The following is a 14,591-nucleotide window of genomic DNA, read 5'->3' as shown; positions in this document are numbered from 1 at the left end:
CCACGAAGCGTGACCGGCCTGCTTTCCGTGCAGCGCTGGCTGAACCGCTCCTATTGGTAAGTCATGATGAATCACATGGACCGTTCAGAATCCGTCATCCCGGGCTTGACCCGGGATCCAGTGGTGCACCTCTGGATCCCGGCCTGCGCCGGAATGACGTTGCTCCCCATGTATTTTGTTGTGGCTGACTCTGGGTGGTGCGCGTAGGCGCGGTCGGCGGCTTATGCCTTTTTGCGCGGCTGGCGTTTGGGTTTGGGGGTTTCTGCGCCGTTCTCGGTTTCGGCCGATGGCTCGACCTGCGGCGCCGTGCCGGTCAGTTCCTGATAGCGCGCAAACAGGAAAGCGACGCGCGGCGCATCGTCCTTCGTGTCCTTGTAGCCGTAGGCGGCATCGACGGCCTTGTCCAAAACCGGGTGGGCCTTGAACAGCTTTGGTGGCATCCTCGCGTTGCGCATCGCTCATCATCTTGGCGCCAATGAATGGCGGATTCCCTACGATGTAACCGCACTGCTCGGCAGGCAAGACCTCTGACCAATCCGTTTGCAGCGCATTGCCACAACGGATATGCGGCGTTGCGGCAATCGGCACGGTGGGGCGGCTGACGCCAAAACGCTGCTCGGCCGCGTGGTTCATCTGCTCGTCGGTGATGTACAGCGCGACGCGGGCAATGTGCGCGGCGGCTTCGTCGATTTCGATCCCGTAGAACTGCCCGACATTGACGCGGATGCGGGTGGAAATTTCGAGCAGTTCCGGGCCGTTCTCGCCCCAGATGGCGGCGATGACTTCGTGCTCCAGTTCGCGCAGTTCCCGGTAGGCCACCACGAGGAAATTGCCACACCCGCAGGCCGGATCGAAAATCCTGATCGTGGGCAGCTTGTCGTAGAGGGCGGTCAGGCTTTTCTGGCGATCGCGCTTGTTCCTGGCGGCTTCGAACTCGGCGCGCAGGCCATCCATGAACAGCGGGTTGATGGCGCGCAGGATGTTCCGCTCGCTGGTGAAGTGCGCGCCCAGCTCGCGCCGGCTGGCTTTGCGTTTGCTGTTGGTGTTGGCATCGGAATCTTCAAGCACGCTCTGGAACATTGCGCCGAAAATGGCCGGGGAAATCTGGCTCCAGTCGATGTCGTCGCTACAGGCGAGCAGCGCTTCCCGCATCGGGCCATCGAAGACGGGCAGGCGGGTATTGGATTTGTCTGAAGACCATTCTATCGATAGTGCTCGACAAAGCTTGAACCTGAAAACCTCACCGCAAAGGCGCGAAGGCGCAAAGATCGCAAAGGAAACAACAGGTGGGTCGTATTGACCATTCGCCCTGCGGGTCAAGATGGAAGACAGGTGCTGTTCGCGTAGCGCTTTGATTTTCTTCGCGAACCTTCGCGATCTTTGCGCCTTTGCGGTGAAGAACCGAGTCTTTTAGGTTGAATTCGCTTCGCCGGCGCCGGTTCATGCGAGAAATACACAGTGTGAAATCTCCGTGTCTCTGTGGCGGATCTGCGATTCAAGCAATTTCCCGACACGTTGCTTCAGCGCTCCAGAAAGGTGGGCAGGTGTGGCGAATCCTCGCTCCGGCAGACTGAATCGCGTTCAGGTATTCCGCTCTGTAGTGTCAGTGGAATCACACCGGCCCAGACCGGGATCGCCATGTCGTCGTCGGCGTCGATCACGCCACCGCTGCGCATCTTGGCCGCGGCCTCGTGCAGCGGGATGCGCAAGAGCTTCGTTCCCGAGATTTCGGCTGCGGAGGGTTCCCGCACCCGCGCCGAGCGACCTGGGCTGACGAAGTCGACGAAGGCGTTGAACGCGGCGAGTTTGCATTCCGGATCAACGACTTCCTCGAAGCGTCCGTAGATGACGACCGAGCGGTAGTTCATCGAGTGGTGGAAGGCCGAGCGCGCCAGCACCAGGCCGTCGAGGTGCGCGATGCACACCGAGCACTCGCCGGCGAGCAGCGCGGCCGCCATGCGCGAGTTGTTGGCGCCGTGGATGTAGAGGTGGTCGCCGACGCGCCAGCAGCTGGTCGGCAGGCAATGCACGCAGCCGCCGTGATTGAAGGCGATGTTGCAGATCAGCGCTTGGTCGACGATGGCGTCGATCGTCGCACGGCCGTAGTCGGCGCGGTCGGACTTGCGGCGGAGTTCGGTGCGTGGGCTGGGCGGCGGGGTCGGCATGGAAGTCTCCTGTAAGTGAAGCGCCAGCATAGTTGAGCTGTGGCACTATTCATGGGGCCAGAGATTTTATGTTCCATGGAACCAGTAGGAGCGCACCCCAAGGGTACTTCCCGCGGGGCGCAGCTTGCTGCGCGATAACGGCGTTTCTTCGCAGAGCCGCGGCAATCGCCCGATGAATCGGACTCCCAAATAAAGACACACGGAGATGGCTTGATGCCCTTGCAACTGGTTCTGCAATCACTTGACGCTACCGATAGCGCCGCCGATCACCGGCAGGTCCGCCTTTATCGCCTGCTCAAGTCGGCCATTCTGGACGGGCGCCTGCCGCCGGGGACGCGCTTGCCCGGCACTCGCCAACTGGCGGCGGATCAGCGCATGGCGCGAAACTGCGTGCTCTTCGCCTACCAGCAGCTGCTGGCCGAGGGATTTTTCGAAGCCGATCGCGGCGGAACGCGCGTCGCCGCGCTACCGCTGACGCGTGAGCCGCGGGCACCGACTCCCGTGCGACCGACGGCGACGCTGTCGCGGCGCGCCCGACACCTGCCACCGGCGGTGCGCGGCGAGTCCTTCCTGCCCTTCGCCCCCGGCGTGCCCGACCTCAACGCCTTCCCTTGGCAGGCGTGGTCGCGCGTGCTGCAGCGCACGTGGAGCGAAGTCAGTGCGCGCCAGGTCGCCTATGCCGAACCGGGCGGCGCGCCCGAGCTGCGCCGCGCGGTGGCGACTTTCCTCTCGGCACGGCGCGGCGTCGCCTGCACGGCCGATCAGGTGTTCATCTTCCCCGGCGGCCAGGCAGCGCTCGACGCCTGCGCCCGCCTGCTTGCCGACAACGGCGATACCGTCTGGCTCGAAGACCCGTGCTACACCGCCGGGCGCAACGCCATGCTGGCGGCCGGGCTGCAGGCGGTTGCGGTGCGTGTTGACGAGGACGGCCTGGTGCCGGACGACGCGCTCTGGCGTGCGGCGCCGCCACGCCTCGTCTACGTCACGCCTTCGCACCAGTACCCGCTGGGCAGCGTGCTCAGCCTCGAACGGCGGCTGCACTTGCTCAATCTCGTCGAAGCCGGCGGCGGCTGGCTGATCGAGGACGACTACGACAGCGACTTCAACCACGCGCGGCCTGGATCTCGCCCGCTGCCCGCCATCCAGGGCCTGCGCCCGGACGCGCCGGTCGTCTACGTCGGTACCTTCAGCAAGCTGCTCTATCCCGGCCTGCGCATCGCCTATCTGGTCGTCCCTCGCTGGGCCGTTGCGGACATCGGCGAAGCCATCCACAACCTCTACCGGGGTGGGCAGGCCGTCGAACAGCGAGCGCTGGCGCGCTTCCTCGACAGCGGCCAACTCACGCGCCACGCCCGCCGCATGGCGCCGATCTATCGCGAACGGCAGGCCGTGTTGCGCGCCGAACTGCGCGCACATTTCGGCCAAGGCTGCGCAATCCTCGGTGGCTACGCCGGCCTGCACCTCGTGCTGCGCCTGCCGGACGGCGTGCCCGATACCCGTCTTGTCGAAGCGGCGCTGGCGCAAGGCGTCGTCGTCCGCGCGTTGAGCGACTACTACGCCAGCCAAGACACAGGGACGGCGGGCAACGGACTCGTGCTCGGCTACGGCATGGCCGAGTCGGCGCAGATCGCAGGGTTGGTCAGGCGGCTGGCTGCGGGTATCGCAAACACCTGAATTCGTCTGTCCGTCGGTTCCAGAGACCGGCGAGTCATCCTGAAAAACCCGGTTCTTTACCGCAAAGATCGCGAAGGTTCGCAAAGAAAATCAAAGCGCTACGCGAACAGCACCTATCTTCCATCGCCACCCACAGGGTGAATGGCCAATACGACCCACCTGTTGTTTCCTTCGCGATCTTTGCGGTGATGAACCGAGTTTTTCAGGTTGATTCCAGCTTGGGAATATCCGGGACCAAGAGCGAAATGGGCCTCCAGACACGCTGAGAGGACAACAGCGGTGGCTGGAAGGCTTCGGGCAAGCGCTTGCGGCCGCTCAACTTTGGCTGGCAATCCTTCGTTGGCCTGAACCGAGCGAATCGGCGCGGGCCGGACGGGTAAGGGGCGGCTTATCTTCTCTGACACACGCTGTTGCAAAACTACGCTTGATCTCGCGCGTGCAAGGTCGCATCCTTGCGGGTCTGATTTCACGTCTTCGTTTCAAACGTCCCCGATAGAAGGAAAAAAGGAATGCAATTGTGCCGTATGCGTTGGCCCGCACGGTCGATGCTAGGCTTGTGCCTCATCGCGCTGCTCGCCGGATGCGCGGCCGTCGGCCCGGATTATGTGCCGCCAAAATTGTCGGACGCGGGGATTCCCGGGCAGTGGACGTCGAACGCCGACGTCGCCGGTCGCGACAAGGGCGCGAACGCGTCGCCTGCTTCTCCCTGGTGGAACGAACTCGACGATCCCTTGCTTGACCGGATGGTGAGCGAGGGTTTCCGCACGTCTCCGACGCTGGAGGCGGCGGTGGCGCGGGTCAGACAGGCGCGCGCCGCTTTTGCGGAAACGCGTGCCGCCGGGATGCCTTCGGTCGATGGCAAGGCGACGAGCGAACACGCGGCGAGCGATTCGAGCGGCAAGCCGTCGACCGACTCCTGGCTATCGACCAACGCCTCTTGGGAAATCGACCTCTTCGGCGCCGTGCGCCGTGGCAACGAAGGCGCGGCCGCGCGTGCCGCCGCGCAGCAGGCGACGCTCGCCGACGTGCGCGTGAGCCTCGCCGCCGACATCACCGACGCCTACCTGAGTTTCCGTGCGTGCCAGTCGAACGTCGCGCTCAGCGAGCAGGACGTGGTCTCGCGTGAAGCGACCGAGAAGCTGACCGCCGCCAGCGTCACCGAGGGTTTCACGGCGCCTTACCAGGCCATCCGCAGCAAGGCGTCGGTGGCCGAGGCCAAGACGCAGCTGGCGTCGACGCGCGCCTATTGCGCGCGCCAGGAGAACCTGCTGACGCGCCTCGCCGGCATTCCGCGTACGGAGCTGACGATGCAGCTGGCCGGCAAACCGACGGGCCTCGACCGCCTGCCGGTGCCGCGGCACTTCGGCGTCGCCATCCCGGCGCAGTCGCTCACGCAGCGTCCGGACATCCGCGCCGCCGAGCGCAAGGTCGCCGCCGCGTCGGCCGATATCGGGCTGGCCGAGGCTGATCGTTATCCTCGCCTCACGTTGAACGGCTCCCTCGGCTACGAGGTTGAGGGGACGGGCAGCGGCGCGCTGTCCTTCGGCACGTGGTCGTTCGGCCCGTCGCTCAGCTTGCCGATCTTCGACGGCGGGCGGCGCAAGGCGGCCGTGGACGTCGCCAAGGCGCGCTACGACGAGGCACTTGCCGAATTCAAGGCCAAGGCGAGAAGCGCGATTCAGGAAGTCGAGGACGCGCTCACGCGTTACGCCGCCGCGCACGAGCGGGCGGAAAACGCCCGCGTCTCGGCCAACCAGTACCAGCAGTTCTTCAAGACGGTCGAAATCCGCTACAGTGAAGGCGCGAGCAACCTCCTTGAACTCGAGGACGCCCGCCGCTCGATGCTCGATGCGCAGCAGACGCTGCTCAACGTGATGCAGGAACGCCTGCAGGCCTGGGTCGCGCTCAACCGCGCGACCGGCGGCGCGGCGCTGTACGAGCCCGAGGCGATCGCGACCGGAAGTCCGCGGACGGCGCCCGCCGAGTAGCCCTCCCATTTCGCAGCAAAGGTCATCCATGCCGTACCTATCCAGAATGCCTCATCGAACGAAACGCGCTTTCCGCATCCGCTCCTTCGTCCTGCATGCCGTGCTGGCGCTCGGCGCGGCGAACTTCTCGTACGCCGAGGCCTCGGCGCCCGACGCTGCGGCCGTCAAGGAGGCGCCGGTTGCCGAACAGATCGCGACGACGCTTCCGGCCCCGCCCGTCGCCCCGGCAACGCCGGTGACGCTGGTCAAGGCGAAGACGGCGCTCTGGCCTGACCAGATCGAGGCCAGCGGCAGCATCATGCCGTGGCAGGAGACGCTCATCGGCAGCGAGGTCGGCGGTCTGCGTCTGGCGGACGTCCTGATCAGCGTCGGCGATACGGTGACCAAGGGCCAGGTACTCGCGCGACTCGATACGGCGACCGTCGAGACCGACCTCGACGCCGCCAACGCGCAGCTCATGGAAGCCGAGGGGACGCTCGCGCAGGCTGTCGCCACGCTCGACCGGGCCAATCGGCTGGCGCCGTCGGGCGGCCTCAGCCGGCAGGAGCTGACGCTCTACGAGACGCAGAAGAATACCGCCGAAGCCCGCGTCAATGCGGCGCGCGCGCAGGTCAAGCGGCAGAAGCTGCGCCTGAAGTTCGCGACCATCGTCGCGCCGGACGACGGCGTGATTTCGGCGATCTCGGTGTCGGAAGGCGCGATCGTCCAGGCTGGCAACGAATTGTTCCGCCTGATCCGCCAGGGTCGGCTGGAGTGGCGCGCCGAGGTCAAGGGCGAAACGCTGCTCAAGCTGGCGATCGGCCAGGAAGTGATCGTCAACAGTCCGCTCGGCTCGGAAGTCAAAGGGCGCGTGCGCCGCCTGTCGCCGACCATCGACGTGACAACCGGCAACGGCCTCGTCTATGTCGACCTGCCGACCGGGACGAACCTGAAGGCCGGTCTCAATGTCTCAGGCAGTATCGGCATGAGCAAGCGCAAGGCGCTTTACGTCCCGTCAAGCGCGGTCGTCCGCGGCGACAAGGACGCGAAGGTCTTCAAGATCGGCGCCGATAGCAAGCTTGTCGCTGTCGATGTGCGTACCGGGCGCAGCAAGGGCGACGCGATCGAGATCGTCAGCGGCCTCGACGAGCGCAGCGAAGTCATCGCGGCCGATGTCGACCGTCTGGAAGTCGGTCAGCTCGTCGATTCCTCCGTCCATGAACACGAATCCGAGTCGCCGGGAGGTGGCGCGGAAGGTAACTGATTCGCATCGAGTACCCGGTTTTCTGTCCCGCTTTTCTGAAAGGTGCTTTCCGTCATGAATGCAATTCTCCGAACGCTGTCAGCCCTCGTCGTTTGCGTGCCGCTGCTCGCTTCCTGCGGCAAGCTCGAAGCCCCCAAGGCCAAGCCATCCGCCGCGGAATCCGCTGCCCAGGATGCGGCCGCGGCGGTCAGGGATGCCGCGAAAGCGAGCAAGGAGGCGGCTGTCAAGACGGGCGAGGCGATCCGCGAAGTCGGCAAGGAGGCGGTCGACAAGGCCGGGACGAGCGCGAGCGAAGCGGTCGACAAGACGAAGGAGGCCGCAGTCAAGACCGGGGAGGCGCTCAAGGAAGCCGGCAAGGAGGCCGCGACGAAGGCCGGCGAGGCCGCGAGCAAGGCCATCGACAAAACCAGGCAGGTTGCCGGCAAGACGGTGGACAAGGCCAAGGAGGTCGCGGCCGACGCCGTGCCGGACAAGTAGTCCGGTCGGCGCGTCAATAAGACGACGCGACGCCAGCCCCGCCGGATTCTGCCCGGTAAGAGCGCAACAATTCGGTCGTGGCGCCCGCCAGCAGCAGCGCATCGACGCCGACCGCGACGAATCGTGCGCCGGCGTCGATATACCGCGCGTTCAGGGCCTTGTCGCTGCACAGCACGCCGCCGGCCTTGCCGGCCGCGCGTACCTTGCGCAGGCCGACTTCGATGGCGGCGACGATTTCCGGGTGTGTCGACTGGCCGAGATAGCCGTACGACGCGGCCAGGTCCGCTGAGCCGAAGAAAACCCCGTCAACCCCTTCAACGGCCAGAATCGCCTCCAGATTCTCGTACCCGCATTTCGTCTCGACCTGCACGAGCAGGCACATCTCGCGGTCGGCCTGCGCCGCGTAGTCGTCGATCCGGCCCCAGCGCGAGGCGCGGGCCAGCGCGCTGCCGACGCCGCGGATGCCGGCCGGCGGATAGCGCATGGCCTTGACCAGTCCTTCGGCCTGTTCGGCGGTGTCGACCATCGGGATGAGCAGCGTCTGCACGCCGGTTTCCAGCAGCTGTTTGATCAGCACGTGATCGCCCTGGGGCGGGCGCACGACCGCTTGGGAGGCGTAGGGCGCGATGGCCTGCAACTGTGCGAGGATGCTGCGCAGGTCGTTCGGGCCGTGTTCGGAGTCGATCAGCAGCCAGTCGAAATCGGCGCCGGCGCAGATCTCGGCGCTGAAGGTTTCGCCCAGGCCTAGCCAGAGGCCGTAGAGCGTTTGGTTGGCTTGCAGGCCTTGCTTGAAGTGGTTGGTGGGGATTTTCATTGGGGGCCTTTCATTGAGGAGACGCTGGGTTCCGCGCCTGACGCGCGGGCGTACTTTCTTTTGGGTCGCCAAAAGAAAGTAGCCAAAGAAAAGGCGACCCCCGCGTTACGCGGCCGGCTTCGCCGGCTGCCCTGCGCTACTCGGCAAGCCGGGCGGCTGCGGAACTCGGGCTTCGCCCTCAGACAGTCCTCGCCGACTTCCCCCGGCTCGCCTCCGTTGCTCGGCGCTGCACGAGGGGGGAGGTACACCGAACGGAATCTCGAACGTGGTTTGAATCTGTTTGCGGTTGATGTCCGGTTGGTTTTCAATCAGCCCTTTGCGTCGTCGAGCAGCGCAGGGCGCAACGGGAAAAAGGGCGAGGACTGTCTGAGGGGCGTAGCCCCGAGTTCCGCAGCCCCCCGTTGCGAACGAGCAGCGCAGAGACCCCGGCGCAGCCGGGCGACGCTGTGGGCGCGCATTTTCTTTGCTTACTTTCTTTTGGCAAGACAAAAGAAAGAAATGCCGCGCGTCAGGCGCGGAACCCAGCCGTAACCCACCAACCACGCCCGGATTCATTTCAACTAACCCGCGTCCTTCGAGCCGTCCTGCTTCTTCAACCGATACTGCAACTGTGGCCGCGTGATTCCGAGCAGGCGTGCAGCACCAGCGAGATTGCCGTCTGAACGCCGCACCGCCTCCTCAAGCAACCGCGTTTCAAGGTCTTCGAACGATATACCACTGCCAAGGATGGCTTCGAGCAAGGCGCCGGTGCGGCACGGCTCGGGCTTGTTTTCCAGATTGCCGGCAGCGGAAATCAGGAACTCCCAGTTCGCTGCCTCGCCAACGTGGGTGAACAGGTGTTCGAGTTCGATCCAGCCGTCGTTGGGCGCCAGGAGGACGCCGCGCTCGATCATGTTCTCCAGTTCGCGTACGTTGCCCGGCCACTGGTAGCGCTTGATTGCCTGCATCGTCTTGTCGCTGACGCCCTGCAGCTTCTTCTCGTAGAGTGTGCAGAAGCGGCTGAGCATCGCTTCGACGAGCGGCGGGATGTCGGCGACGCGCTCGCGCAGCGGCGGTATCTGGATCGGGTAGACGTTGAGCCGGTAGAAGAGGTCGGAACGGAAGCGGCCTTCCCTGACCGCCGTCTGCAGGTCGACGTTGGTCGCCGCGACGAGGCGGACGTTGATTTTGCGCACGTGGTCGTCGCCGAGCCGTTCGATCTCGCCTTGCGTATTCAGACGCCGGGGCTCAAGGGCCTCGACGGCAGCAGCTCGTAATCCGGAGGCGTCATGAGCTACGAACTGACCATCGAGCCGCTCGGCCAGACCATAGCGGTCGAGGACGGACAATCGATCCTCGACGCCGCCTTGCGCGCCGGCATCTACCTGCCGCATGCCTGCTGCCACGGCCTGTGTGCGACGTGCAAGGTGCAGGTCGTCGACGGCGAAGTCGATCACGGCGAGGCTTCGACCTTCGCGCTGATGGACTTCGAGCGCGAGGAAGGCAAGACGCTGGCGTGCTGCGCACGGCTGGAAGCCGACACGGTGATCGAGGCCGAGATCGACGAGGATCCGGATGCGCAGAACCTGCCCGTCGAGGACTACACCGGCACGGTGGTCCGTCTCGAAGCGCTGACGCCGACGGTGCGCGGCATCTGGCTGAAGCTGGACCGGCCGATCCGTTTCCAGGCCGGCCAGTACATCAACCTCGAAGTCGCCGCGCTCGGCGGCCTGTCGCGCGCGTTTTCGCTGGCCAATCCGCCGGGTGAGGCGGACGTGGTAGAGCTGAACGTGCGCATCGTGCCGGGCGGGCAGGTGACGACGTGGCTGCACGAGAGCCTCAAGGTCGGCGATACCTTGAAGCTCTCCGGCCCGTACGGCCGTTTCTTCGTCAAGAAGTCGGCCAAGGTGCCGCTCATCTTCATGGCCGGCGGCTCGGGCCTCTCCAGCCCGAAGTCGATGATCGAGGACTTGCTGGCCGAGGGCTGCGACCTGCCGATCACGCTCGTCTACGGCCAGCGCAGCCGCGCCGAACTCTATTACGACGACGAGTTTCGCGAACTGGTTGCACAGCACGCGAACTTCACCTACGTTCCCGCACTCTCAAGCGAACCCGACGGCTCGGACTGGTCCGGCGCGCGCGGATTCGTGCACGAGGCGGCGAAAGCACACTTCGGCAACGACTTCCGTGGCCACAAGGCCTACCTGTGCGGCCCACCGGCGATGATCGAAGCCTGCATCTCGACCCTGATGCAAGGCCGGCTCTTTGAACGCGACATCTATACGGAGAAGTTCTTCTCGGCGGCGGACGCAGCACAACAACTGAAGAGTCCGTTGTTTCGGAACATATAAACAAGGCGGGGGCGCCATGATTTACTACAACGTCGTGATCGACGAAACCGGCGAGCGCTTCCGCTGCTCGCCGCAGGAATCCTTGCTCGTCGGCATGGAGCGCCTGGGGAAAAAGGGGATTCCGGTCGGCTGTCGCGGCGGTGGCTGCGGCGTGTGCAAGGTCGAGATCCTCGAAGGGACGTACCAGAAGCGGGTGATGAGCCGCGACTACGTGAGCGTCGAGGACGAAGCCGCCGACCGCGTCCTCGCCTGCCGCGTCCGGCCGACGAGCGACCTGCGCATCCACGTGCTCGGCAAGATGAGCAAGAACGTCTGCCGGATTGTCGTTCCCCCGCCGGTCGTGCACGCCGAGGTCCGAGCGTCGCTCTGAGGGTTTCGATAGCGGTGAATTGACGCTCGCCGTGAGTCCAGCCAAACTCGGGCCTCATTTACCAATGAGGCTCCGCGCATGGCCGACGTCTGGCTGTTCAAAAACCTGCTCGGCACGCTCCTGCTGCCGCCCGCCAATGCCTTGCTGCTGCTCGCGTTGGCCGGCATCTTCCGCAAACGACGCTGGTCCTTCGGTCTGGCAGTGTTTTCCGGCTTGCTCATGCTCGCGCAGTGCCTGCCGATCGTATCCGGTGCGCTCATGGCGACGCTCGAAAACCGCGCCGGCGCCGTGCTCGCCGATGCGCAGGACGCGCAAGCGATCGTCATCCTCGGCAGCGGTCTCAACATCGCGGCCGAGGAATACGGCGGCGATACCGTCAACGAACGCAGCCTCGTCCGCCTGCGTTACGGCGCGACGCTCGCCCGGCGGCATCAACTTCCGGTGCTGGTGAGCGGCGGCCTGCCGCGCACCGCGCAGCGCACCGAGGCCGACGTCATCGCCGATATCCTGGAGCAGGAGTTCGGCGTACCGGTGCGCTGGCGCGAAACGCGCTCCAGGGACACCGCCGACAACGCGACCATGTCGGCGCAAATCCTGCACACCGCCGGCATCCGCCGCATCGTCCTCGTCACGCAAGCCTTCCACATGCCGCGCGCGTTACGCCTTTTTGAAGATGCGGGTTTCGACGTATTGCCGGCGCCGACCGACTTCAAAAGCCGTAACGACAAGACGCCGACGCCGGTCGACTGGCTGCCGCAAGCCAAGGCCTTGCACAACAGCTACTACGCGCTGCACGAATGGTTGGGCATCGCTTGGCTGGAGACCGCGCGGCTGCTTCGCCCGGCGTCTTGATTTGCATCAAACCAAGCCTCATATGGTTGAGTAAGATAGTCGGACATTGGCAATGCGCAAGGCTCGAACCGTGGCAAAAACCTTTCCCCTGCACCCGAAACACCCCGAGCGCATCTGCTGGGGGTGCGACAAATACTGCTCGAAGGACGCCCTCGGCTGCGGCAACGGCTCGGACCGCACGCAGCACCCGGCCGAACTGCTGGGCGAGGATTGGTACGAGTACGGCGATTGGGGCTTGGTTGCGGAGAAGGATGCGGGCGAGACGCGGTGAGGTTGACGTGGTTGGCGTCTTTGGGGCACTTGGTGCAATGCGCTTTGCTTATTGCACCCTACCGTCCGTCTCCGCAGATATCCCGTAGGGTGCAATAAGCGCAGCGCATTGCACCGAACCACCACCCGAGATCAAGAATCGCTATATCGAATCCCTTTTGCCAGCTAAACTGCCTATGCAACGGCTCATTCCATTACCGGGTGTGACAAAAGGATAAATGGTCTATCGCACTGACAAGCATCGGCGCATCGTCGAAAGCCTGCGCGTCATGCTGGCGATCATCGCCGGGTTGCTCATGCTGGACGAGCGGCAGCAGGGGCGAATGGCGCTTTCAGTGGCGGTCATCGCGTTCAGCATCTACGCGATCATTCTGCTCTGGCAGGCGGCCAAAGGGTCGCTGAACGCGCAGCGCCGTGTCTATTACTGGCTCGACTCCTGCTGGTTCCTGCTCCTCTTGTATCTCGCCGACAACGAGGGCACCCACTACTTCCTGTTCCTCCTGTTCCCCGTGTTCTTCGCCGCGTGGCGCGCCGATTATCGGGAGAGCGTCGCCATCGCCGCCTTCAATGGTTCCGGGTCGCTGGCCGTCTTCATTCTCAACGACCCGCGCCTTCCGTGGTCCCAGTTGCTCGCCCTGCCGCTGTCCTTGTTCGTCATCGCGCAAGTCCTCGTTGCGCTGGCCCGGATCGAGGAAGCGACAAGCAAGAAGCAGGAACTGGCGCGCAGCTTCGAGATGATGGCCGAGGCGCGGCACAGCTTCGACGCGATCATCTCCGATCTGATCCTCCAGATCGCCAACAAGATGGACGCCTCGGTCGTCCTGCTCGCCATCAAGACATTCACCGAGCGCTGCCGCGTCATGTGCTGGGAGGCAGAGTACGAGATTTTCGAGTTGTCCGAAGGCGCCGCCGCGCCCGTCGTCAAACAGCTGCTGGAGTTGCCGGGCGAAGTCGCCGTCGGCTGGTCGGGCGATCAGCCACGCTGGCGACCGGGAAGACACATTGAGATCGGTCCCTCAGGAATGCCGTCCGATTCCGTCCAGATCAGTCGCGAAACGCTGCTGGAGCTCGTCGGGCTGGCTGGCCGAAAACGTTTGATGTCGGTCCCGATCCCCGCCGGCAGCGTCGGCAAGATGCGGTTGTTGCTGGCCGGCGAATCGATCGCCATCAACCTTCAGACGCTGGGCATGCTGCAACGCATCGTCGAGCAGATCAGCCCGACCGTCGATAACGCCTGCCTGCGCGAAGAACTCGCCAATCAGGCGGCTGAAGCCGAGCGAGCGCGCATCGGTCGGGATTTGCACGACACGGCGATTCAACCGTACATCGGGCTCAAGTTCGCGATCGAAGCCGTGCAGCGTCGCGCCGGCAAGGACAACCCGATCGCACCCGACTTGGCGCGATTGACGGAACTTGTCACGGAAGAACTGGCCAGCATGCGCGAAGTCGTCAGCGGCCTGCGTGGCGCACCGGGCAAGGGCGGCGCCCTGCTGTCCAGCGCCGTCCGGCGGCAGGCTGCTCGCTGCGGACAGCTGTTCGGCATCGACGTCGAGGTCAATATCGAAGCGGACGTTCCCGTCAGCCGACGCATGGCCGGCGAAATTTTCCACATGGTCGCCGAAGGGTTGAGCAATATCGGGCGCCACACCAAGTCGCACTGGGCCTGGGTCTCGCTGGCCATGCAGGGCGACACGCTGATTCTCACGCTGCGCAACGGCAACGATGGCAACGGTGCGCCGGAGTTTACGCCGCGGTCACTGACCGAGCGCGCACAAGAACTGGGCGGCTGAAATGGAGCTATAACATGGACATCCGCCCGATTCATACCGAAAGCGACTACAAAGCGGCACTGCGCGAGGTGTCGGACTATTTTGATAGTGAGCCAGCACCCGGTACGCCTGAAGGTGACCGATTCGAGGTGCTGCTTACCCTCGTGGAAGCCTACGAGATAAAGCATTACCCCGTTGATCCTGCTGATCCAGTGGAAGCAATCAGGTTCCGCATGGAGCAGGCTGGGCTGTCGCCGAAAGACCTCGTGCCCGCTATCGGTCGCTTGAATCGCGTTTACGAAATACTCAACCGCAAGCGCCCTCTGACGCTCACTATGATCTGGAACTTACATGAGAGATTTGGAATTCCCGCCGAAAGTCTGATCCGTCCCAGCAAATTGCCGCTTGCGGCTTGATGGTCGCGCCGGGTTGTCGCCGGGCCCTCCAAACTGGAATCACTATTGATCCGGCGAGGTAATGTTTGAAGTCCGTTCGCCCTGAACTTGTTGAAGGGAGGGCGGGCTTCGACAGGCTCAGCCCGAACGGAAATTGAGACTTCTTCGTGCCGGATCAATAAGTTGAATTACGAAAAACCACCCATCCTTCGATAAGCTCAGGACGAGCGGTTTTTCTTGAACG

Annotated in this window: 14 protein-coding genes and 1 pseudogene; 10 read left to right on the top strand and 5 right to left on the bottom strand. The window is 64.3% G+C overall.

Annotated elements, in window-relative coordinates; genetic code table 11:
• Positions 1 to 221 precede the first annotated feature (221 nt).
• From KBA32_RS17120 to KBA32_RS09265, 3 genes and pseudogenes are all read right to left on the bottom strand, one after another.
• A complete protein-coding gene (locus KBA32_RS17120; RefSeq protein WP_367113768.1) occupies positions 222 to 440 on the bottom strand; it encodes a type IIL restriction-modification enzyme MmeI in 219 nt (72 codons plus the stop codon).
• A pseudogene (locus tag KBA32_RS17115) lies at positions 433 to 954 on the bottom strand (DNA methyltransferase); the annotation flags it as partial. The gene KBA32_RS17120 and the pseudogene KBA32_RS17115, both read right to left, overlap by 8 nt.
• Positions 955 to 1,520: 566 nt before the next feature.
• Positions 1,521 to 2,165 (bottom strand): pyridoxamine 5'-phosphate oxidase family protein, encoded by a 645-nt coding sequence (locus KBA32_RS09265; protein ID WP_294357871.1) that lies wholly within the window; start codon positions 2,163 to 2,165, stop codon positions 1,521 to 1,523.
• 213 nt (positions 2,166 to 2,378) lie between these two features.
• Between KBA32_RS09265 and KBA32_RS09260 the strand changes: the two genes are divergently transcribed.
• From KBA32_RS09260 to KBA32_RS09245, 4 genes are all read left to right on the top strand, one after another.
• On the top strand, positions 2,379 to 3,839 hold the full coding sequence (locus tag KBA32_RS09260; RefSeq protein WP_294357869.1) for a PLP-dependent aminotransferase family protein: 1,461 nt from the start codon (positions 2,379 to 2,381) through the stop codon (positions 3,837 to 3,839).
• 545 nt (positions 3,840 to 4,384) lie between these two features.
• Positions 4,385 to 5,827, top strand: coding sequence for an efflux transporter outer membrane subunit (locus KBA32_RS09255; protein WP_294357867.1), 1,443 nt, complete (start codon positions 4,385 to 4,387; stop codon positions 5,825 to 5,827).
• A gap of 46 nt (positions 5,828 to 5,873) precedes the next feature.
• On the top strand, positions 5,874 to 7,070 hold the full coding sequence (locus KBA32_RS09250; protein WP_294357865.1) for an efflux RND transporter periplasmic adaptor subunit: 1,197 nt from the start codon (positions 5,874 to 5,876) through the stop codon (positions 7,068 to 7,070).
• A 54-nt stretch (positions 7,071 to 7,124) separates the two neighbouring features.
• Positions 7,125 to 7,547 (top strand): hypothetical protein, encoded by a 423-nt coding sequence (locus KBA32_RS09245; protein ID WP_294357862.1) that lies wholly within the window; start codon positions 7,125 to 7,127, stop codon positions 7,545 to 7,547.
• 13 nt (positions 7,548 to 7,560) lie between these two features.
• On the opposite strand, the gene KBA32_RS09240 is transcribed toward KBA32_RS09245, so the two are convergent.
• Entirely contained in the window at positions 7,561 to 8,361 is an 801-nt protein-coding gene (locus KBA32_RS09240; protein ID WP_294357859.1) for an HpcH/HpaI aldolase/citrate lyase family protein, read from the bottom strand.
• Between the two features lie 560 nt (positions 8,362 to 8,921).
• Positions 8,922 to 9,734, bottom strand: a complete 813-nt coding sequence (locus KBA32_RS09235; protein ID WP_294357856.1) for a sigma 54-interacting transcriptional regulator — start codon at positions 9,732 to 9,734, stop codon at positions 8,922 to 8,924.
• Between KBA32_RS09235 and KBA32_RS09230 the strand changes: the two genes are divergently transcribed.
• The 6 genes from KBA32_RS09230 (at position 9,630) to KBA32_RS09205 (ending at position 14,368) form a co-directional block, all read left to right on the top strand.
• Positions 9,630 to 10,691, top strand: coding sequence for an NADH:ubiquinone reductase (Na(+)-transporting) subunit F (locus tag KBA32_RS09230; RefSeq protein ID WP_294357852.1), 1,062 nt, complete (start codon positions 9,630 to 9,632; stop codon positions 10,689 to 10,691). The genes KBA32_RS09235 and KBA32_RS09230 overlap by 105 nt on opposite strands.
• Before the next feature lie 16 nt (positions 10,692 to 10,707).
• Positions 10,708 to 11,061 (top strand): 2Fe-2S iron-sulfur cluster binding domain-containing protein, encoded by a 354-nt coding sequence (locus tag KBA32_RS09225; RefSeq protein WP_294357849.1) that lies wholly within the window; start codon positions 10,708 to 10,710, stop codon positions 11,059 to 11,061.
• A 78-nt stretch (positions 11,062 to 11,139) separates the two neighbouring features.
• Positions 11,140 to 11,913: a YdcF family protein gene (locus tag KBA32_RS09220; protein WP_294357844.1), complete on the top strand. Its 774-nt coding sequence runs from the start codon at positions 11,140 to 11,142 to the stop codon at positions 11,911 to 11,913.
• Between the two features lie 70 nt (positions 11,914 to 11,983).
• A complete protein-coding gene (locus KBA32_RS09215; protein WP_294357842.1) occupies positions 11,984 to 12,184 on the top strand; it encodes a DUF3079 domain-containing protein in 201 nt (66 codons plus the stop codon).
• Positions 12,185 to 12,401: 217 nt separating this feature from the next.
• The gene (locus KBA32_RS09210) at positions 12,402 to 13,973 is read left to right on the top strand and encodes a histidine kinase (RefSeq protein WP_294357840.1); all 1,572 of its coding nucleotides are present in this window, start codon (positions 12,402 to 12,404) and stop codon (positions 13,971 to 13,973) included.
• Between the two features lie 14 nt (positions 13,974 to 13,987).
• The gene (locus tag KBA32_RS09205; protein WP_294357838.1) at positions 13,988 to 14,368 is read left to right on the top strand and encodes a transcriptional regulator; all 381 of its coding nucleotides are present in this window, start codon (positions 13,988 to 13,990) and stop codon (positions 14,366 to 14,368) included.
• The last annotated feature ends 223 nt before the right edge of the window (positions 14,369 to 14,591 follow it).

The sequence above is a fragment of the Propionivibrio sp. genome, from assembly GCF_017995515.1.
Taxonomy (GTDB): Bacteria; Pseudomonadota; Gammaproteobacteria; order Burkholderiales; family Rhodocyclaceae; genus Propionivibrio.
The sequence above is the reverse complement of the archived record's forward strand: the minus strand, read 5'-3'. Positions and strand labels throughout refer to the sequence as shown.

Bases quoted from the DNA above. Each gene is read 5' to 3' on its own strand.
- KBA32_RS17120 (WP_367113768.1), bottom strand. From the start codon at position 440: ATGCCACCAAAGCTGTTCAAGGCCCACCCGGTTTTGGACAAGGCCGTC.
- KBA32_RS09265 (WP_294357871.1), bottom strand. From the start codon at position 2,165: ATGCCGACCCCGCCGCCCAGCCCACGCACCGAACTCCGCCGCAAGTCC.
- KBA32_RS09260 (WP_294357869.1), top strand. From the start codon at position 2,379: ATGCCCTTGCAACTGGTTCTGCAATCACTTGACGCTACCGATAGCGCC.
- KBA32_RS09255 (WP_294357867.1), top strand. From the start codon at position 4,385: ATGCTAGGCTTGTGCCTCATCGCGCTGCTCGCCGGATGCGCGGCCGTC.
- KBA32_RS09250 (WP_294357865.1), top strand. From the start codon at position 5,874: ATGCCTCATCGAACGAAACGCGCTTTCCGCATCCGCTCCTTCGTCCTG.
- KBA32_RS09245 (WP_294357862.1), top strand. From the start codon at position 7,125: ATGAATGCAATTCTCCGAACGCTGTCAGCCCTCGTCGTTTGCGTGCCG.
- KBA32_RS09240 (WP_294357859.1), bottom strand. From the start codon at position 8,361: ATGAAAATCCCCACCAACCACTTCAAGCAAGGCCTGCAAGCCAACCAA.
- KBA32_RS09230 (WP_294357852.1), top strand. From the start codon at position 9,630: ATGAGCTACGAACTGACCATCGAGCCGCTCGGCCAGACCATAGCGGTC.
- KBA32_RS09235 (WP_294357856.1), bottom strand. From the start codon at position 9,734: ATGCGGCAGGTAGATGCCGGCGCGCAAGGCGGCGTCGAGGATCGATTG.
- KBA32_RS09225 (WP_294357849.1), top strand. From the start codon at position 10,708: ATGATTTACTACAACGTCGTGATCGACGAAACCGGCGAGCGCTTCCGC.
- KBA32_RS09220 (WP_294357844.1), top strand. From the start codon at position 11,140: ATGGCCGACGTCTGGCTGTTCAAAAACCTGCTCGGCACGCTCCTGCTG.
- KBA32_RS09210 (WP_294357840.1), top strand. From the start codon at position 12,402: ATGGTCTATCGCACTGACAAGCATCGGCGCATCGTCGAAAGCCTGCGC.
- KBA32_RS09205 (WP_294357838.1), top strand. From the start codon at position 13,988: ATGGACATCCGCCCGATTCATACCGAAAGCGACTACAAAGCGGCACTG.